This window comes from Methylocella sp. CPCC 101449 (genome assembly GCF_031921685.1).
In the GTDB taxonomy this organism is placed as follows: Bacteria; Pseudomonadota; Alphaproteobacteria; order Rhizobiales; family Beijerinckiaceae; genus Terripilifer.
In genome coordinates, this window is the sequence record NZ_JAPDHU010000002.1 from 1,357,816 (window position 1) to 1,376,925 (window position 19,110).

At 61.2% G+C, this 19,110-nt stretch carries 20 protein-coding genes; 8 read left to right on the plus strand and 12 right to left on the minus strand.

The window, feature by feature from the left end; all coding sequences use genetic code 11:
• Window positions 1–30: 30 nt before the first annotated feature.
• Window positions 31–2,283 (minus strand): DNA topoisomerase IV subunit A, encoded by a 2,253-nt coding sequence (gene parC / locus OIM99_RS17265; RefSeq protein ID WP_311851682.1) that lies wholly within the window; start codon window positions 2,281–2,283, stop codon window positions 31–33.
• 98 nt (window positions 2,284–2,381) lie between these two features.
• Window positions 2,382–2,990 carry an NAD(P)-dependent oxidoreductase gene (locus tag OIM99_RS17270; protein ID WP_311851684.1) on the minus strand — a complete coding sequence of 203 codons (609 nt, stop codon included), beginning with the start codon at window positions 2,988–2,990 and terminating at the stop codon, window positions 2,382–2,384.
• Between the two features lie 74 nt (window positions 2,991–3,064).
• Between OIM99_RS17270 and OIM99_RS17275 the strand changes: the two genes are divergently transcribed.
• Together OIM99_RS17275 and yghU are read left to right on the plus strand one after the other, a co-directional pair.
• Complete coding sequence (locus tag OIM99_RS17275; protein WP_311851685.1) at window positions 3,065–3,478, plus strand: helix-turn-helix domain-containing protein; 414 nt, start codon at window positions 3,065–3,067, stop codon at window positions 3,476–3,478.
• Window positions 3,479–3,593: 115 nt separating this feature from the next.
• A complete protein-coding gene (gene yghU, locus OIM99_RS17280; RefSeq protein WP_311851686.1) occupies window positions 3,594–4,466 on the plus strand; it encodes a glutathione-dependent disulfide-bond oxidoreductase in 873 nt (290 codons plus the stop codon).
• Window positions 4,467–4,529: 63 nt separating this feature from the next.
• On the opposite strand, the gene OIM99_RS17285 is transcribed toward yghU, so the two are convergent.
• The gene (locus tag OIM99_RS17285) at window positions 4,530–5,297 is read right to left on the minus strand and encodes an SDR family NAD(P)-dependent oxidoreductase (RefSeq protein WP_311851687.1); all 768 of its coding nucleotides are present in this window, start codon (window positions 5,295–5,297) and stop codon (window positions 4,530–4,532) included.
• A 12-nt stretch (window positions 5,298–5,309) separates the two neighbouring features.
• Window positions 5,310–6,224 carry an alpha/beta hydrolase gene (locus OIM99_RS17290; protein ID WP_311851688.1) on the minus strand — a complete coding sequence of 305 codons (915 nt, stop codon included), beginning with the start codon at window positions 6,222–6,224 and terminating at the stop codon, window positions 5,310–5,312.
• A 114-nt stretch (window positions 6,225–6,338) separates the two neighbouring features.
• Between OIM99_RS17290 and OIM99_RS17295 the strand changes: the two genes are divergently transcribed.
• The 6 genes from OIM99_RS17295 to OIM99_RS17320 all read left to right on the plus strand — a co-directional run bounded on the left by OIM99_RS17295 (window position 6,339) and on the right by OIM99_RS17320 (window position 12,505).
• Window positions 6,339–7,166 (plus strand): alpha/beta hydrolase, encoded by an 828-nt coding sequence (locus OIM99_RS17295; RefSeq protein WP_311851689.1) that lies wholly within the window; start codon window positions 6,339–6,341, stop codon window positions 7,164–7,166.
• Window positions 7,159–8,661 carry a carotenoid oxygenase family protein gene (locus tag OIM99_RS17300; protein ID WP_311851690.1) on the plus strand — a complete coding sequence of 501 codons (1,503 nt, stop codon included), beginning with the start codon at window positions 7,159–7,161 and terminating at the stop codon, window positions 8,659–8,661. The genes OIM99_RS17295 and OIM99_RS17300 overlap by 8 nt, the downstream gene beginning before the upstream one ends.
• Window positions 8,662–8,686: 25 nt before the next feature.
• Complete coding sequence (locus OIM99_RS17305; RefSeq protein WP_311851691.1) at window positions 8,687–9,994, plus strand: MFS transporter; 1,308 nt, start codon at window positions 8,687–8,689, stop codon at window positions 9,992–9,994.
• Window positions 9,995–10,013: 19 nt separating this feature from the next.
• Window positions 10,014–10,742, plus strand: a complete 729-nt coding sequence (locus OIM99_RS17310) for a cysteine hydrolase (protein WP_311851692.1) — start codon at window positions 10,014–10,016, stop codon at window positions 10,740–10,742.
• Window positions 10,743–10,803: 61 nt separating this feature from the next.
• Window positions 10,804–11,778, plus strand: a complete 975-nt coding sequence (locus OIM99_RS17315; protein WP_311851693.1) for a tripartite tricarboxylate transporter substrate binding protein — start codon at window positions 10,804–10,806, stop codon at window positions 11,776–11,778.
• 28 nt (window positions 11,779–11,806) lie between these two features.
• Complete coding sequence (locus OIM99_RS17320) at window positions 11,807–12,505, plus strand: alpha/beta fold hydrolase (RefSeq protein WP_311851694.1); 699 nt, start codon at window positions 11,807–11,809, stop codon at window positions 12,503–12,505.
• Here the strand turns inward: OIM99_RS17320 and OIM99_RS17325 are convergent, their stop codons facing one another.
• From OIM99_RS17325 to OIM99_RS17360, 8 genes are all read right to left on the minus strand, one after another.
• On the minus strand, window positions 12,506–13,393 hold the full coding sequence (locus OIM99_RS17325) for an ABC transporter ATP-binding protein (protein WP_311851695.1): 888 nt from the start codon (window positions 13,391–13,393) through the stop codon (window positions 12,506–12,508). It abuts the gene before it with no gap.
• The gene (locus OIM99_RS17330; protein WP_311851696.1) at window positions 13,369–13,572 is read right to left on the minus strand and encodes an ATP-binding cassette domain-containing protein; all 204 of its coding nucleotides are present in this window, start codon (window positions 13,570–13,572) and stop codon (window positions 13,369–13,371) included. The genes OIM99_RS17325 and OIM99_RS17330 overlap by 25 nt, the downstream gene beginning before the upstream one ends.
• Window positions 13,572–14,369, minus strand: a complete 798-nt coding sequence (locus OIM99_RS17335; RefSeq protein ID WP_311851697.1) for an ABC transporter permease — start codon at window positions 14,367–14,369, stop codon at window positions 13,572–13,574. Before OIM99_RS17335 ends, OIM99_RS17330 begins: the two co-directional genes overlap by 1 nt.
• Window positions 14,366–15,289, minus strand: a complete 924-nt coding sequence (locus OIM99_RS17340; protein ID WP_311851698.1) for an ABC transporter permease — start codon at window positions 15,287–15,289, stop codon at window positions 14,366–14,368. The genes OIM99_RS17335 and OIM99_RS17340 overlap by 4 nt, the downstream gene beginning before the upstream one ends.
• Window positions 15,286–16,452, minus strand: a complete 1,167-nt coding sequence (locus tag OIM99_RS17345) for an isochorismatase family cysteine hydrolase (RefSeq protein ID WP_311851699.1) — start codon at window positions 16,450–16,452, stop codon at window positions 15,286–15,288. Before OIM99_RS17345 ends, OIM99_RS17340 begins: the two co-directional genes overlap by 4 nt.
• Before the next feature lie 11 nt (window positions 16,453–16,463).
• Window positions 16,464–17,519, minus strand: a complete 1,056-nt coding sequence (locus OIM99_RS17350; protein WP_311851700.1) for an extracellular solute-binding protein — start codon at window positions 17,517–17,519, stop codon at window positions 16,464–16,466.
• 163 nt (window positions 17,520–17,682) lie between these two features.
• A complete protein-coding gene (locus OIM99_RS17355) occupies window positions 17,683–18,324 on the minus strand; it encodes a cupin domain-containing protein (protein WP_311851701.1) in 642 nt (213 codons plus the stop codon).
• A 66-nt stretch (window positions 18,325–18,390) separates the two neighbouring features.
• Window positions 18,391–18,993: a PadR family transcriptional regulator gene (locus OIM99_RS17360; protein WP_311851702.1), complete on the minus strand. Its 603-nt coding sequence runs from the start codon at window positions 18,991–18,993 to the stop codon at window positions 18,391–18,393.
• Between the last annotated feature and the right edge of the window lie 117 nt (window positions 18,994–19,110).

Genomic DNA, 19,110 nt, shown 5'->3' on the forward strand with positions numbered 1-19,110 from the left:
AGGCCGCTGTACACTACAGCGGCCTTGCACTTACCCAAACTTGTTCGTCTTCGGGAAGCCCTTGGGCGGCAGGCGGCCGGCTTCGGCGCGGGCACCGATCCATTCCTTCAGCTCGCCGCGCTCGACGGTGAAGGTGCGGCCGGCGCTGTCCTTCCAGGTCAGGCCCTCAGACAGTTTGAACACCTTCGCATCGGCGATGCCACCGTCCTTGTAGCGTTGCAGGCGCACGCCCTTGCCGCGCGCCATCTCAGGCACTTCGTCGAGCTTGAAGATGAGCATCTTGCGGTTTTCGCCGATGGTGGCGACATGATCGCCCACCGCTTCGACGATGACGACGGCCTTTTCGCCCGCGTCGACATTGAGCAGCGACTTGCCTTTGCGCGTATTGCCGATCATCTCATCCTGTGGCGCGACGAAGCCGCGACCATCGGAAGAAGCCACCAGCATTTTGGTGCCGGCCGTATAGGGGAAGAGCGCCGTCACATCGGCGCCTTCCTCGATATCGACCATCAGGCGCACCGGTTCGCCGAAGCCGCGGCCACCTGGCAGTTTCGATGCATCGAGCGTGAACACTTTGCCGTTGGTGGCGAGCAGCAGGATTTTCTGCGTCGTCTCGGTGAAGAAAGCGGTCTTTAGGTAATCGTCGCCCTTGAAGGCGAGCGACGACAGATCGGCCTGATGGCCGCGCAGGGTGCGCACCCAGCCCTTTTCGGAGAGTACGACGGTGACCGGCTCGCGTTCGATCAGCGCCTCGGTCAGATCGATATCGGCGGTGGCCGGCGGCGTCTCGAAGGTCGTGCGGCGCTTGCCGAGCTTCGCATCGGCCGCGAACTTCTTCTTCATCTCGCGGATCTGCCAGGTGACGGCCTTCCACTGCTTGGCCTCATCCGCCAGCAGCTCTTCGATGCCACCCTTCTCCGCTGTCAGCTCCTCATGCTCTTTCTTGAGCTGCATCTCTTCCAAGCGGCGCAGAGAACGCAGCCGCGTGTCGAGAATATAGTTGGCCTGCACATCCGAGAGTTCGAAGCGCGTCTTCAGCGCTTCCTTCGGCTCGTCTTCCTCACGGATGATGCGGATCACCTCATCGAGATTGAGGTAGACGATGATCATACCGGCCAAGACTTCCAACCGGTGATCGATCTGGCCAAGGCGATAGCGCGAGCGGCGCACCAGCACGGTGCGGCGGTGATCGAGCCATTGCTTCAACGCTTCCGACAGCGACACCACTTTCGGGATCACGCCGTCGACCAGCACGTTCATGTTGAGCGGGAAACGGCTCTCAAGCTCCGTCAGCCGGAACAACGTCTCCATCATCACCGCCGGATCGACCGTGCGCGAACGCGGCTCGATGACGATGCGCACGTCCTCGGCCGATTCATCGCGAATGTCGGCGACCAGAGGCAGCTTCTTGTCGTTGATCAGTTCGGCCAGCTTTTCGATGAGCCGGCTCTTCTGCACCATATAGGGAATTTCGGTGACGACGATATTCCAGGTGCCGCGCGCGCCCTCTTCCTTGCTCCAGCGTGAGCGGATGCGGAACGAGCCGCGGCCGCTGCGATAGGCTTCCTGGATCTGTTCCGGCGTGTCGACAATGATGCCGCCCGTCGGAAAGTCCGGCCCCTGCACGAAGGCGCTCAACTGATCCGAATTGGCCTTCGGATGGTTCACCAGATAGAGGGCGGCATCGCACAATTCGCCGATGTTGTGCGGCGGGATCGATGTGGCCATGCCGACCGCGATGCCCTGCGCGCCGTTGGCGAGCAGGTTAGGGAAAGCCGCCGGCAGAACGATCGGCTCTTTCTGATCGCCCGAATAATTCTCGCGGAAGTCGATGGCGTCTTCGTCGATGCCTTCGAGCAGCATGCGCGCCACTTCGGTCATGCGCGCTTCGGTGTAACGATAGGCGGCGGGGCTGTCGCCGTCGACGTTGCCGAAATTGCCCTGCCCCTCGATCAACGGATAGCGCGAGGAGAAATCCTGGGCGAGACGCACGAGCGCATCGTAGATCGCCTGGTCGCCGTGCGGATGGAACGAGCCCATCACGTCGCCGACGATCTTCGCGCATTTCTTGAAGGCGGTGCCGGGATCGAGCTTGAGAATCTGCATGCCGTAGAGAATGCGGCGATGCACCGGCTTCAGCCCGTCGCGTGCATCCGGCAGCGCGCGCCCCATGATGGTGGAGAGCGCATAGGCGAGGTAGCGCTCCTCGAGCGCATCCTTCAGCGAAACAATATCCGCGCCGGAACCACCCGACGCGCTTGGCGGCGTCACATTTTTACTCATGGCCGCACGGGTAAAGGAAGGGCCGAGTCGGGGCAATGAGGATCGCTCATGTTACCCATGAGAATCGCTTATTTCTGCCCTGCGCCGGCCCTTCCCCATCAGTAGCCGACGGTGAACCGCTGGCGAGAATGTCTTGGCGATTCAAGCTCATCGGCCAAGGCGATGGCATAATCCTCGAAGGAAATGCTGCTGCCCTTGTCGTTGGTGAGCAAGGCGTTCTTGCCGAGGCGGAACTTGCCGGTCCGCTCGCCCGGAACGAACATCGCCGACGGCGACAGGAAGGTCCAATCCAGCTCTTTTTCCCCGTAAAGCAGGTCGAGGAAAACGTTGCCGCCCGAGGCTTCGGCCTTATAAATCGCTGGAAATTCAGGCGTATCGATGAGTTTCACACCAGGCGCCACTTCCAGGCTGCCGGCGCCGCCGACCACCAGATAGCGCTTCACACCCGAGGCCCGCACGGCTTCGATCAGCTTGCGCGGATCGCTGGCGGTGAAGTGGACCGATGAGATCACCGCGTCATGGCCGGCCAGCAGCTTGGCGAGGCCCGCCTGATCATAGACATCGCCCTTCACGGCGGTGACGCCGGGCAGCGCCGGCACCGCCTCGGGCTTGCGGACAATGGCCGTAACCTGATGACCGCGTTGGGAAAGTTCGGAGAGAATGCGCGAGCCGGCATTGCCGGTAGCGCCAATGAGAGCGATTTTCATCGGAGGGATCCTTTGATAGTTTCCAATGGATACCAGATGCGCTATGGATATCTTACTGTAAAGAAGGCACCGCTATGCGCTCAAGTCACCTGTCCGAAACCACATCCGGCAGCGTCCTGCCCCCCAATCCCTATTCGGCCCTTTGTCCGACCCGGATGGTCCTCGACCGGATCGCCGACAAATGGGCGGTGCTGATCCTCGGCCTTCTCGACGGCGGGCCGCAACGCTTTAATCAACTCCGCCGCGAGATCGGCGGCCTGTCGCAGAAAATGGCCTCGCACACGTTGAAGAGCCTGGAACGCGACGGGCTCGTCACCCGCACCGCCATCGCCACCGTTCCCGTCACGGTCGAATATGCGATCACGCCGCTCGGCCGCACCCTGGCGCAGGCCGTCGACAGCTTGCGTCTGTGGGCAGAGAACAATTTCGATGCCGTGCTCACCGCCCAGCAAAGTTACGACCAACGATCGAACGAACTCGGCGCCTGACTCATCGCTGGAAAAGCTGATTCGACTGGCCTTTCGAAATGTTGAGCTCTCCGATTGCCATTGACGGGGAGAGCCCCCAGATTATCGGCCATCCATCCCCTGAGCGGAGCCGATCATGGCCGATACAGCCGAATACACACCCCCGAAAGTCTGGACCTGGAACAAGGGCAACGGCGGGCAATTCGCCAATATCAACCGACCCATCGCCGGGCCAACGCACCAGAAAGAACTGCCGATCGGCAAACATCCCCTCCAGCTCTATTCGCTCGGCACGCCCAATGGCGTGAAGGTGACGATCATGCTGGAGGAGCTGCTGGCCGCCGGCCACAAGGGCGCCGAATATGACGCCTGGCTGATCAAAATCGGCGAAGGCGATCAGTTCGGCAGCGGCTTCGTCGACATCAATCCGAATTCGAAAATCCCAGCGCTGGTCGATCGCAGCGGCAAGACGCCGATCCGTGTGTTCGAGTCCGGCGCGATCCTCGTTCATCTCGCCGAGAAATTCGGCGCCTTCCTGCCGACGGAGCAGCCGGCACGTGCCGAGACTCTCTCCTGGCTCTTCTGGCAGATGGGCGCGACGCCTTTCGTCGGCGGCGGCCTCGGCCATTTCTACGCCTATGCACCGATCAAAATCGAATATGCCATCGACCGTTATGCGATGGAGACCAAACGCCAGCTCGACGTGCTCGACCGTCAACTGGCTGAAACCGAATATGTCGCCGGCAGCGAATACACCATCGCCGATATGGCGATCTGGCCCTGGTACGGCGGCCTGGCGAAGGGCTGGAACTATGGCGCCGGCGAATTCCTCGCCGTGCAAGACTACAAGAACCTGCAACGCTGGGCCGACCAGATCTATTCACGCCCCGCCGTGAAGCGCGGCCGCATGGTCAATCGCACCAGCGGCGACCCGGAAACGCAATTGCACGAACGCCACGACGCCAGCGACTTCGACACCAAGACGCAGGACAAATTGGCGAAGGCGTAACGCTTCAACATTGCAGATGACACGAAGGGGCGGTGGCGCAATCCACCGCCCCTTCTCGTTTGATCAGGTCAACCGCGTCCCGCCGCTCACCTCGATGATCTCGGCGGTAACATAGCGAGCCGCTTTCGAGACGAGAAACAACACCGGCCCGGCGATATCCTCGGGCTCACCGATGCGGCCGAGCGGAATACGGCCGATCAGATGCGGATATTTCGCCTTCGGATCGCTGTCATGGAACGGACTGTCGACCAGGCCCGGCGCCACGCCGTTGACGCGAATGCCATCGGCCGCCAGCTCCTTGGCGAGCGCCCGCGTCAACACGTCGACACCACCCTTGGCCGTCGCATAGGCGCCGCCACCCGGAACGCCGCCCGAGCGCGTGACGCAGGAGGTGACATTGACGATGGAGGCGTCTGGCTGCGCTTTCAGCAGCGGCAGCATCGCCTGCGTCGTCAGAAACATCGACTTCAGATTCTTGTCGATCACATGATCCCAGGCGCTTTCCTCCATCGTTGCGAACATGGCCTTGCGCGGCGAACCGCCGGCGCAGTTCACGAGGATCGAAAGACCGCCCATCTGCGTGCCGATCGTGTCCGCAAGGCTCGCGACCTTCGCCGCATCGGTCAGATCGCCATCGACTGCGATCGCCCGACGTCCCATGGCCTTGATCTCCTCGACGAGCGCGCCACTCGCCTGAGCCTGATCGAACCCATGCACGACGATATCGGCACCGGCTTGAGCCAGAAGACGCGCGATGGCGCTGCCGATGCCGGAGGCACTTCCGGTGACAAGCGCGGTCTGCCCGGTCAGATCAAAAAGGTCCACAGCCATGCGATCTCCATTTCAAGGTTGCAAATGTTCGACGAACCAGTCGAGCGCCGCACCGGCGGCCTGCGGTAGCGCCGCGCCATAAGGCTCGAAATGACCGCCGGGAACCAGCACGAGTTTCTTCGGTTCGCGCGCCGTCTCGAAAGCCGACAGAGCCAGATCGGTCGGCGTGACGAAATCCTCGCGCGCGACGATCATCAATAGAGGCCGCGGACTGATGAACGAGACATAGGCGCCGGGCTCGTAAGCGCGCGAATATTCCACGGAACGCAAAGTCGCCTGATTGACCCAACCGCCACCGGCACCCGCCTCCACATACCATTGCACCGCATCGGGCGCCGAATAGATCGCACCCACATCATGGGGCGTAGCGGCAACGAGCGGACGCACCTCCGGCGCGCCACCCTTGAGCCGCCCCAGACGATCGGCGTTGATATCCGCATTGAGTTTCGCCAAAGCATCCGCCGTGCCAAAGCGCCGCTTGCCGACCGCATGGCCGCTGATGGTCGGAACCTGCGCGACGACGCATTTCACCCGCGCATCTGTCGCGCCGACAACGAGCACATGGCCGCCGCTATAGCTCGTGCCCCAGATGCCGATACGGCCGGCATCGACACCGGGCTGATCCGACAGCCAGGTGATGGCATTGCGATAATCCTCGATCTGCGTCGCCGGATCGATTTCCTGACGGGGCTCTCCGCCGCTTTCGCCCAGACAGCGATAATCGAAGACAACGACCGCGAAGCCCGCCGCTGCGAAGCGCGTGGCGAAGCTGTCGAGACGCATGGTCTTCGTCGCCCCAAACCCATGCGCCATGACGATGCCCGGCGCCGGCCCCGAGCCTGTTTTCGCCGGTTCGTAGAACCAGGCACTGATCCGATCTCCCTCGGACTGAAAAGTCACGTCTCGCCGCATGATCCGTTCCGCCATTTTCGCCCCAGCTTATATATGTAATATTTGACATATGAAAGAATGTTCGTTAAGTACGCTCATCTGCGCCAGGGACCTCAGCAAGACAAGCACCCGGCATCCGAGGGGAGAACAATGGCCCAAAGAGAACGGCTTCCCGATCATTCCATCACCGGCGACGGCGATATCACGGTCTATCTCCTGCATGGCGGCTATGGCTCCAAGGACTACTGGCGCTACGAAATCGCCGAACTGGTCCGCGCCGGCTATCGCGTCGTGGCGTGGGATGCGCCAGGCTATGGCCTCAGCCCGCTGCCCGACCTGCCGGCCGGCGACTACAGCATCGATTATCTGGCCCGCAGCTTCGGCCTGCTGCTGAAGGCAACTGCGGGGCGCACCAACATCCTGTTCGGTCACAGCCTCGGCGGCATCATCGCGCCGCGCGCGGCTCTGCTCTTTCCCGATCTTGTGCACGGCGTGATCGTCTCCGCCACCGTCGGCTCGTTCGCGACGCGCAGCGCCGAGGACCAGAAGGATTATGTCGCCAAGCGGCTGGCACCCCTCGACCAGGGCAAGACGCTGGCGGAATCCGCCATGCCGCTCATCAAATCGATGTTCGGTCCAGGCGCCAGCGGCCCGATGGTCGATCTCGTCGCCGAAGTCGCAGGCTCCACCAAGGCCGACACGTTCCGCGCCTCGATCCTCGCCATCATGGCCTACGACGGCCGCGAAACCCTTAAGCAATTGCGTGTGCCCACCCTGCTCGTCGCGGGCGAATGCGACAGTGTCGGCCGGCCGGAGGGCATGAAAGCCGCCGCCGCTTTGGTGCCCGACGCTGAATTCGCCGTCATTCCTGGCGCCGGCCATTACGGCTGGGCCGAGAACCAGCCCGAATTCAATCGCGTGCTGTTCGACTTCATTCAACGCCGCGTCGCCAGAGCCAAGGAAAACGCCCATGCTTGAAATCGTCAATCAGATCAAGCTCACCATCGCCGGCGACAACGATCATCCCTTTCTCAACGGGCCATTCACGCCCAACGACAAGGAATATACGGCCAGCACGCCTGACCTGAAGGTGATCGGCGAGATCCCGCGCGATCTCAATGGCATCTATGTGCGCAACACCCACAATCAGGTGCATGAATCGATCGGCATGTATCACCCCTATGACGGGGACGGCATGCTGCATGCCATGCATTTCGAGGACGGCAAGGCGACCTATCGCAATCGCTTCGTGCGCACCACCGGCTTCCTCGCCGAACAGGGCGCCGGCAAATCGCTCTGGCCCGGCATTCTCGCGCCGCAGCTTTACGAGCGCCGCGGCTGGGGCTCCATGGGCGCCATGAAGGACAATGCCGGCACGGACGTGATCTGCCACGCCGGCAAGCTCATCGCTTCCATGTCGCAAGGCAGCGAGCCCTGGCGCCTCGATCCCGTGACCTTGGAGACTTTGGGCGCCGATCCGTCCTGGGCGCGCAAGGTCGTGCATGGCCTTGCCTCCCACTACAAGGTGGACTGGGAAACCGGGGAGATGATGTTCTTCAACTACCCGGAAGTCGCGCCGTTCATGAATTACGGCGTCATCGACCGGGACAACCAACTCGTCCACTACGTGCCGATCGAACTGCCCGGACCGCGCTGGCCGCACGATCTCGGCATCACCAAGAACTATACCGTGCTGCACGATCTGCCCTTCTTCTTCGACCATGAACTGTTGAAGAAGGGTCAGCGCAAACTGGCCTTCCACCGCGATATTCCGGCCCGCTTCGGCGTCATCCCGCGTCGTGGCGACAATGCGCAGGTGCGTTGGTTCGAGGCAAAACCCTGTTTCATCCTGCATCTGACCAATTGCTATGAAGATGGCGACGAAGTGGTCATGGACGGCTGCATCCAGAACAATCCGCATAAGCCGCGTGTCGGCGAAGGCGGCAGCAAACAGGAACAATATGAGCGCATCCGCGCCCATCTCGACAAGCACAACAACCCGACCCTGATGTATCGCTGGCGCTTCAATCTGCGCACCGGCCAGACGACCGAGCACCAGATCGACGACGAGATCACCGAGTTCCCGGTGTGCAGCAACGACTATGTCGGCCGGCCCTATCGGTTCAGCTACAACGTGCTGTATCAGCCCGGCGAATGGCTGTTCCGCGGCCTCAAGCGCTACGATCTCGTCCGCGACACCACGGAGCGGATGGAATTCGGCGAGGGACGCTATGGCAGCGAACCACAGATCGCCCGCCGCCTCAACGCCAAGAGCGAGGATGACGGCTATCTGCTGACTTATATCACCGACATGAAGGCCAATCAGTCGGAGTGTCTCATTCTCGATGCGGCCAATATCGCCGCCGAGCCGATCGCTCGCATCATCCTGCCCCACCGCATTTCCGCCGGCACCCACGCCTGCTGGGTGGAGGGTGATCGCATCACCACCGAAAGCCGCTCCACCACGATCTGATCGGCACGCATGCGGGAGGAAGGCCATGAGCGCGGATTTGGCAGCCGGCGGCGAAGACACACGATTGCAGCATGATCTCAGTCGCGAGCAGGTCCGCGTCATGGGTCTGGCGACCCTAGGCGGGATGCTCGAATATTATGAATTCGTCGTCTTCATCTATCTGACGCCGATCCTGAGCCGACTTTTCTTCCCCGCCGACATGCCGCCGTGGATGGCACAACTTCAGGTTCTGGCGATCTTCTCGGTCGGCTATTTCGTCCGTCCGATCGGCGGCATCATCCTGGCGGTGCTCGGCGATCTCTTCGGCCGCAAACGATTGTTTGCCGTCAGCCTCATTCTGATGGCCGTGCCGACCTTCCTCATTGGCGTCCTGCCGACCTATGCGCAGGTTGGTATCCTCGCCCCGCTTCTGCTGCTCTTTTGCCGGTTGTTTCAAGGCATCGCCATCGGCGGCGAGATTCCCGGCGCTCTGGTGTTCATGTCGGAACATCTGCATGAGCGCCGGCTCGGCATCGCCTGCGGCCTGATGGGCTCGGGTCTGGCCATCGGCGGCATTCTCGCCTCCGGCTTCGTCGCTTTGATCATCGCTTTGCCCATGCAGGATCAGCTTTCCTACGGCTGGCGCCTGCCCTTCATCCTAGGTGGCATCTTCGGCCTGATCTCGGCTTATCTACGGCGCTATGTACGCGAGACGCCGGTGTTCGAGGAAATGCGCCGGCATAAGGAAAAAGCCAGCACGATGCCGCTGAGGGATCTGCTACGCTTTTATCCCAGAGAAACCCTCGGCTGTTTTGTCGTCGCGACGGTGCCTGCTGCCATCGTCGCCGGCGGCCTGCTCTATCCGGTCACCTATCTGCAGACATTCATGCATATCGACCGGCATGTCATCCATGACGCCGCACCCTGGGCGTCCGCTGGTCTCGCCATCGGCACATTCGTCTGCGGCCTTTTGGTCGATCGGTTTGGCGCCGTGCGCACGATCATGAGTGTCGCCGCAGCCGCCATTGTCGCCGTCTATGCCTTCTACCTGAACGTCTCGAATTCCTTGGCGACAACCTCTACCTACTTTTTCTTCTTCGGCCTGCTGATCGGCTTTCAGACCATGCTTTACGTGGTGATGATCCGCAGCTTCCCGGCGCCCGTTCGCTATACCGGCATCGCCGTCGGTTACAATCTGGCGGCGGCCCTCGTCGGTGGCCTTTCACCCGTCATCCTCGGTGCATTGGCGCCGATCGTGCCGATCACCCCGGCCCATTATGTGGCTTTCTTTGCGCTGGTCGCCATTGTCGCGACACCGATCATCTGGCGCTGGCGTTACCCGCTGGCGACATAACAATCCGGGAGGCGATGCGATGAACAAGACCAATCTCCCGGCCTGGGCCCATAAGAGCGCGATGCGCCGCCGCAAGGCCGAACATCCCCATGCCGATCTCGATCCGAGGAAGACGGCTCTGGTCGTCATCGATCTGCAGAACGCCTTCATGGTGAAGGAACACGCGGTCTCGCTGATCCCCACGGCGCTCTCGATTGTCGATAATGTCAATCGCCTGGCAACGGCGGTGCGTACCGGCGGCGGAAAGGTGTACTGGATTCAGAATACGTTCACGCCAGAGACCGTCGAATCCTGGTCGAACTGGTTCGCCATGAACCTGCCCGAAGCCACCGCTCTGTCGCTCGAAACGCAAAAGCCTGGATCGCCGGGCCATGCGCTCTATGCCGGACTCGATGTTCGCCCGGAAGACGATTGCGTGGAAAAGACACGCTTCAGCGCCTTTATCGACGGCGCCTCCAATCTGCCGGCGCGGCTGCGTGCCGGCGGCTACAACACGGTGATCATCGTTGGCACGGTCACCAATGTCTGTTGTGAATCCTCGGCCCGCGATGCCGCCATGCTGAATTTCAAGACCGTCATGGTGAGCGATGCCAATGCCACCTATGACGATGACGCCCATAACGCAGCGCTCGGCACGTTCTACGCTCTGTTTGGCGATGTTGCCTCCACAGACGAGGTGATCGCCTGGATCGAGAAAAACGCTGCTATGGCGAAGAAAACGCCTGCCAAAACAAACGCAGAGGTATGAGGGGAGGAAAAACAAGACCGCCGTTTAAGGCGGCTTACACAACGACTGGGAGGGATTTGTCATGATGCCACGCCGCCTATTGCCATTGATTGGTGCCGCCATCGTCGCGGCACTGCCTGCCGCCGCCATGGCAGACGAAACCTGGCCAACCAAAACGCTGACCGTCATCGTACCGTATCCGCCCGGCGGATTGACCGACGTGGTCACCCGCCCTATGGCGACCAAGCTCAGCAAGATTCTCGGCAAGCCGGTTATCGTCGTCAATCAGCCAGGAGCCGGCGGCAAGGTTGGCCTGCAAGCCATGCTGAAAGCGCCGCACGATGGCCACACCATCGGTACGGTCGTTCCGGCCACCATGGTCTCGCTACCCTTGACCGACAAGAGCTACGGCATCGATCCGCTGAAGGACTTCACGCCGCTGACCATAGCTGTCGACACGTTCATGCTGCTGATGGCCAATGCCGAAGCCGGAAAGACGCTCAAAGATTTTACCGCCAATGCCCGCGCCAATCCGGGCAAGTTCAACTACGGCACGCTCGGCGCCGGCACGTCCTATCATTTCTACAGCGTCATTCTCGGCAAGGAGCTTGGGATCGATACGGTACATGTCGTCTATAAAGGCGACAGCAATGCCTTGAACGATCTCGCCGGCGGCCAGATTCAATTTCTGCTGACCAGCGCGGCGGCTGGTCGCGCCTATCTCACCTCGGGCAAGACCGTACCGCTCGGCGTCACCGGCAGCGAGCGCAGCGCCTCCCTGCCCGACATTCCGACCTTGCGCGAACAAGGCGTCGATCTCGTCACCGAAGGCTGGGTCGGCTATGTCGTGCCCTCAGGCGTGCCGGCGCCCATCGCCCGTAAACTTGAAGCGGCGATGCGCGAAGCGATTCACGATCCCGATGTCAGCAAGGTCTACACCAACATCGGCTATACGGTACGCGGCACCACCGGCGCAGAATTTCGCAGCACTGTGGAGGCCAATCTCAAACGCTTCGACAAGCTCATCAAGGACGGCGACATCCAGCTCGCCGAATAAACATCAACACACGTCTGAGGATCCGCCTGTGTCCAAACCATCCCTCGTCCTTCTGCCCGGTCTCAACAACACGCGTGCTGTCTTCGCGGACATGGGGCGGCTGCTCGCCGACGATGCCGATGTAGTCGCCATGGAATATCCGCCGCTCGACACGCTCGACGCCATCGCCACCGATGTGTTGGCCCAATGCCCGGAACGTTTCAGCCTCTGCGCCTTCTCTTTCGGCGGCTATGTCGCCGCCGCCATGCTCGAACAAGTGCCGGAACGGATCGAACGGCTCGCCTTCATCGGCTCAGGCCCCGGCGCCGACAAGCCCGAACGGCGCGGCGCCCGCGAGGCCGCCATCGCACGGGCGCAAGCTGGCGACTATGAAGCCATGGTGAAAGCCAATGCCAATTCGGCCTTTCACGCCGACAGTCTGGCGAATGCCGATCTGATGACGCGGCGTGATGCGATGGTGAAGGATTATGGCGCAGAGCGGTATGTCGCCCACAGCCGCGCCGCCCTCGATCGGCCGGCGCGCTATCATCTCCTCGCCAACCTGCAACGCGAAATGCTAGTAATGGCCGGCGAAAGCGACACGCTGGTGCCGCTTCCTGATATGCAGCGCACGGCCTCCGCCGCGCCAAACGCCCGCGTTGTCGTCATCCCCGGCGCCGGCCATCTGCTGCCGATGGAAAAGCCGGCGGCGGCCGCAGCCGAACTGCGCCGCTGGCTGGCGTTTTAATCAGCCAGCGAGATAGCAGACCGCGTTCGGATTGATACGTGGCCACACCTGCGTGCCCGGCACAAACCGACTTGCGCCAGACCCCGTATTCGTGTCGCGCACCATGAGAGTTTCGCCCGACGCCAGAGCGATCGTATAGCTCGATGCCAAGCCGTGATAAATCATATCGGTCACCACCGCTGGCGCGAGCGTATCGTCGGGCATGGCGCCAAGCTCGATCCGATCGGGCCGCAGTGCCAGCTTGACGCGCTGACCTTCCGCATAATCAGCCGAAGGCCCAGCAAAGACGAGCCCGGCGACGGCAAGCTGCGTGCTTTCCGTGCCCGACTTCAAGACTTTCGCCTCGAGGAAATTGGAAATGCCCATGAAATCGGCGACGAAACGCGTGCGTGGCGCTTCGAAAATCTCGCCCGCGCGACCAAGCTGCTCGACCCGGCCGCCGTTCATCACCGCGATCCAATCGCTGAGCATCAGTGCCTCTTCCTGATCATGGGTCACGAACAAAGTGGTGATCTTCAATTCGCGGGTGATCCGATGCAATTCCCGCTGCATGGTTTCGCGCAATTTGCGGTCGAGCGCCGCGAAAGGCTCGTCAAGAATGAGCACGCTCGGCTCGATCACCAAGGCCCGCGCCAGAGCGACGCGCTGCTGCTGTCCACCCGACATCTGGCGCGGATAACGATTGGCGAGATGCGACAGATGGACGAGTTCCAAAGCCTTGGCGACCCGCTGCTTCTTCTCCTCGCCCGTAACGCCGCGCATCTTTAAGCCGAAACCGACATTGTCGGCCGCCGTCATATGCGGGAACAAAGCGAGGCTTTGGAAAACCATGCCGATCCGCCGCTGCGCCGCCGACAGCGGCGTTACATCCTGACCGTCGAACAACACCTGGCCGCCATCGGGCGCTGCGTCAACCCGGCCAAAATCCGCAGTGTCGTGCTCTTGCCGCAACCGCTTGGCCCCAACAATGTCAGGAATTCACCGGCGCCAACGGCAACCGACACATCGTCGACCGCCACGGCACCTTCATAGCGCTTGGCGATATTCTGAAGTTGAATGGCGACCATCAGGAGGCTCCAAGGACACGCCGCAGGCCGAACAGCCGTTCGAGCACCACGGTCAGCAGAAGAGTGGCAAGGATCAGCATCGACGACAAAGCCGTCACGGAGGGATCGACGCTATATTCGATGTGCGACATGATCGCGATCGGCAGGGTCGTCGTATCGACATCGATGAGAAACAGCGACACCGCAGCCTCGTCGAACGAGAGGATAAAACCGAAGATGGCGCCGGCCATGATCCCTTGCGCGATCGACGGCAGAGTGACATGCACCAGAGTCTGCCAGCGCGAGGCGCCAAACAATGCCGCCGCCTCCTCCAGGGATGGGTCGAGCCGCACCAAGGCGGCGAGTGTGGTCCGCGTCGAATAAGGCAGGATCACCAACACATGGCCGAACAGCAGTCGCTGCCAGGCGGTGCCAAAATCAATCGCCGAAAAGGCGACCAGCAAGGCGATGCCGATGACGATGCCCGGCACCAGCAGCGGCGCCAACAGCAAGGCTTGCAAGGCATTGCGGCCGGGAAAACGGCCACGGTGAATGCCAAAGGCAGCAGCCGCACCGAGCGGCGTGGCGATCAACGTCGCCAGGGCCGCGATGGTGAGGCTGGTGCGCAAGCCTGCCATGAAGCTCGGTTCGCTCAGCGCCTTCCAATACCAGATGAGCGAAAAATCCTTTGGCGGAAAGCTCTCCACCGCATCGGAGCCGAAAGAGGTGAGGACGACCATCAGCAACGGTGCGACGAGAAAGAGATAGAGAAGCACCACCAGCACTTTGAAGCCAATCGCGCCGAAATCGGTCTTCATGCGCCCTCCCCCCAGCGACGGCTGAGCCGAGCCACCGCCGTCAACATGAACAGAATGGTCAACAGCGAGGTGGCGAGCAGGATTGCCACCAGAACGGCGCCGAAGTGCCAATTGAAGTTCATGACGAACTGCTGATAGACGACGGTCGCCAAGACATAGGAATTGGCCGCGCCCATCATCGCCGGTGTGACATAAGAGGACATGGCCAGACTGAAGACGATGGTCGCGCCCGCCACGACACCGGGCATGGCGAGCGGCAGGATGATCTCGCGCACCGTGGTCGCGCCGCTGGCGCCCAGCGTCTTGGCCGCTTCCGCCAGGAGCGGATCGATCCGATCGAGCGAAGCCATGATGGTCAGGACCACATAGGGAATGAAGACATGGACCAGGCCAATGATGACGGCCGTATCCGTGTACATGATCTGCATCGGCGCGATGCCGACGGCTTCCAGCGCCCGATTGAACAAACCCTTGTTGCCCAGAATGATGATCCAGCCGAAGGTACGCGCCACGATGCTGACCAAGAGCGGCGCCAATACCACCACGGTCAACAAGCCGCGCCATTTCGGCGACGTCTGCCAGAGCGAGACGGCGAGAATGAAACCGAGCGCGCTGGCGATCACGGTCGTCGCCGCCGCCACCCACAAGGTGCGCCCGAGAATGCTCCAATAATAGCCGTCACCGACGAGCTTGAGATAATTGGCGAAGGTTACCTGCGGCACGAGTTCGATCACGCCAAGCTGCGCCGGATTGAAGCTCAGAAGCAGCAGATAGCCGACCGGAAGAACCAGACCGAAGAACACGATCGCCGCCGCCGGAATGGAAATCGTCAGACCCGATTTGGGAAACAGATCGACGATCTGAGCGAACAATCCTCGCAGCGTCATCGGCGCACCACGATTAAGGGAAATATCGCTCACGCGGCCGTCTCCATCCGCTTGTCGGACGACCAGACGTCGAGGATCCGCTGCGCCGGAACGACCATGCCGAAACAGCCGGCAATCTCGGCCAGCGCGTTCTCGTGTCGCGCCCGAGCGCTATCGCGTGTGCCGACGCCATCCTGCGCCACCACCACATAAAAATCGCGCATGGAGGCATCGCGGGCTGTCGATTCGACACAGACATTGGTGGCGAAACCGACGAGAACGACGGTGCGGATGCCGCGCCGGCGCAACATGACCTCGAGCCCCGTATCGACGAAGGCACTGTAGCGGTGCTTGCGCAGCACGATCTCGCCAGGCTGCACATCCACGTCTGTGAACTGCTCGCCCCAACTGCCCGGTAGACAAACCTCTACCTCGTCGTCGGGCAAAAGCGCCCCGTTGACGCCGAATTCAGATGCCGAGGCCGTCCACACCACTTCGCTCGGTTTTGCGCCGGGATAGCGATAGGGATGGCCCGGCGCGCGAAACATCGGCCCATATTCGGCTTGAATGTGAACGATCATAGAGCCCGCCGCGCGCGCACCCGCCAACAGCATCTTAATATTCAGCAGAGCGGCATCGACGATGGAAAAGGTTTCAGCCTCGTCGCGCTTCAGACGGCAGAAATCATTCTGCACATCGATCAACACAAAAGCCGTGTGAGCTGGATCCACCCGCTCCCGCAGGGTCGGCAGCAGCGTGGCGGCTTTGATATGTTTCTGCCAACTGCGCTCCCGCGACGGATCGGCGGCAAGCTGTTCGGCCAACGCATCGACCGTGCAGCACGACGGTGCTCGATCAGCAAACAGGAGGCGCGCAAGCTTCTCCGCCTCGCCGATCTCCGCTTTCGGCAGGAGCAAGACCGGCTCATAGCCGCGCACCAGCGCCTCACCGGCCTCGAGCATCATCGGACCGAACGATTTTCCGACCAATAGCACCGTGGCGATCGCATTGCTCCGCAACAGCAAGTCGAGTTCGCTGCCGTGAAAGGCATGATCCGAATGCAGAGTGAAAATGCGCTCATTCATCGTCTCGCCGCCACGAGCCGTGCCCGCCGGCTGCGCGACAAGGCACAGCAATTCGGCCGTGCGGGCCAGCGCCAAGGCCGCTTCGGCCTCCGGCCCCGTGCGATCGAGGACGACGAGCGCCGCAGTCCTCAAGGATATCGCCTTCACGCGACGACCTCGCGGTTCCATCTTTCACTCAATTCCGGCATGCGCGGTGCCAGCGCCTTCCAGTCGAACACGACGAGCCGATCGAGCGGTGGCACGCGCTCCTTCGCCTTGCCGATCAGTTCGGCGCCTTTGATCACCGGACCGGCGATCAGTTTGCTGCAGAAATTGACCTGCTGCTCTTTCGCCAGCGCGAAATTGATGAACTCCATCGCCGCCGCTTTATTGGCGGCGTTCTTGGCCACATGGTAGGAGACCATACCGACCATCGAGCCCTCCTCCAAGACGAGGAAGTCGACCGGCCGTCCCGCATCCTGCAGCGCATAGGGCGTGGTATTAGTCGACATCGCCACGGCAACCACTTCGCCCGCTTCCAGAAGCTGCGCGTGTTCGTTGCCGCCACCGATGAATTTCTTGATGTTGGGGCGCAGCCGCTTCAGCGCCTGAAAACCCGGCTCCAGATTCTTTTCATCGCCGCCATGCAGTTTGGAAGCCATCACCAATAGCTCCCAGGCGCCCGCCTGCGTGATCGCCGGCACCGCCAGTTTCTGCTCGAAAGCCGGATCCCAAAGGTCCTTCCAGGACTTCAGCGGCTTCGGCAACAGATCCATGCGCGCCGAAATGCCATAGGCGACATAGTCGAGCCCGACGGCCGTGCCGTCATACTGGTCGATCCAGACGCGCTCCACATTGGCGAGATTGGGAATGTCCTTTTCGCTCAGCGACACGCTGAGATCCTGCATCACTGCCTGAATGCTTTGCGGATAGGGCAGCATCAGAACATCGATGTCAGGCCGCCGGCGCGTCACGATGCCATTGGTCAGCCATTCAGCCGGCGCACCCATCTTCAGTTTCACTGTCGTGCCGGTGGCTTTCTGAAACGGATCGAGGATCGTCTCTTTATAAGCCGTGCCCCAGACACCGCCAAAGCTCGTCGTCGCCATTTCCTTGGCTTGCGCGAAGACCGGATGCGTCACCGCCATCGTGATGGCACCGCTTCCCGCCAGAAAATGACGTCGTGACAGACGAGGGCTCGGAAAGCGTTTGGTGATCATGGCTCCTGCTCCGCATTTTTAGCTCTACTGAATTTGGAGCAAGGAGCGTGCCAATCATTTTTATGCGGATATCGAGGAAACCTCCGATTTCTAAACACTACCTGCTTAAATGTTCGGCAGATTTTTTAATTCGTAGTGAAAAATTGAGCGACGTTTTATCGTCTCATCCGTTCTGATAAACCGACTTATCCCAATCATCGCGACCAAGATTGAACCACAGCGCCTTCGCCGGCGCCGTGCCGAAATTCCAAATCCTGTGCAGTCGCGTCGATTGCAACGAGATCAAATCGCCAGTCCTCAGCACATGATGAACGCCGTCGATGATCACGGTCAGCACCCCTTCCAGAACGAAACCGTATTCGTGACCGGAGTGACGAAGACCATTGGGAGAATTGCCGACGCCTGGAGGATATTCGTTGACCGTCACGTCGACGCGGCGAAGCTGATCTTCCCGCAGAACCCAGCGCCGTACCCTGTCGGGCGTTTCGACAACAGGCTGTTCGGAAAGGCGACTGACGGGCTCATCATCGTCTGAAGAGCGCCCGGCGATCAGATCCGTCAGCGAGATGCCGAAGCCATGTGCCATAGCGGCAAGCGACGTCAAGGACGGAGAAACCAGGCCCCGCTCCACCAGGCTGAGCATGGCGGGGCTCAGACCGACGGTCTGTGCCAGATGCTGCAAGGTCATGTTGCGCTGCTGACGCAACTGGCGAATGCGCCGGCCGACATCGATCAGTGTTTTGGCCGCATCGTCGGACGCAGCCGCCTGCAAGGGTTCGGCGGTATTTGATTGATTCTTTGACACGTGAAGGTCCTTCCCTGTCACCGCGCATCTGGCAAGGAGCATGCCAGCGCCGAGGGAACAGACACGTCAGTCCTTCATCCGCTCCCGCAACATCACGATCACCGAGCGGCACCAGTTGGCTTCGTGGCGATTGCTTTCGAGGCGGCGCAGCACCAGAAGGTAGCGGGAAAAATGCCAGTTCGACATGTCCTGGATTTCTTGCGGGAATTTGGCGCGCAACTCCGCGGCTGAGCGCTCGAAACTCTCGACCAGCTTGTCGAAATAGAGGAGCCGGCGCTCGAACATGGCGACAACCTCGGTCGGCTTCTTCATCCACGACGAATAGATCATGGTGAGGAAATCGTCGCGCTGAGTCGGTGGCTCGGGCTCGGTGCCGACCCAGCTCAGCAAGCTCGCCTTGCCGGTTTCCGTCACCGAATAGACGCGCTTGTTCGGCCGGCCCTTCTGATCGACGTCGACGGAGGTGACGAACCCCTCCTCCTCCAGCTCGGCCAAGGTCGGATAGACTTGGCTGGTCTTGGCCGGCCGGAAACTGTGCAGCTCCTTGACGATGTCATACCCCGAGCGCGGCTCGCGCAGCAGCACGCCCAGGATTTGATAGGACAGGTTGCTGAGCCGCGACGGCGACGCCCCGTCGCGATCGGCCGCCCGACGTTTCTTCGTTGCCACCAATTGTGCCTCGCTCGGTGAACGGTGCTGTTGCGAATCCTCTGCTACCATATCGCAGCAACCGAAAGGCAATGAATACGCCATCACTTGAGACCCTTAGATCTCGGTGTGCGCAAA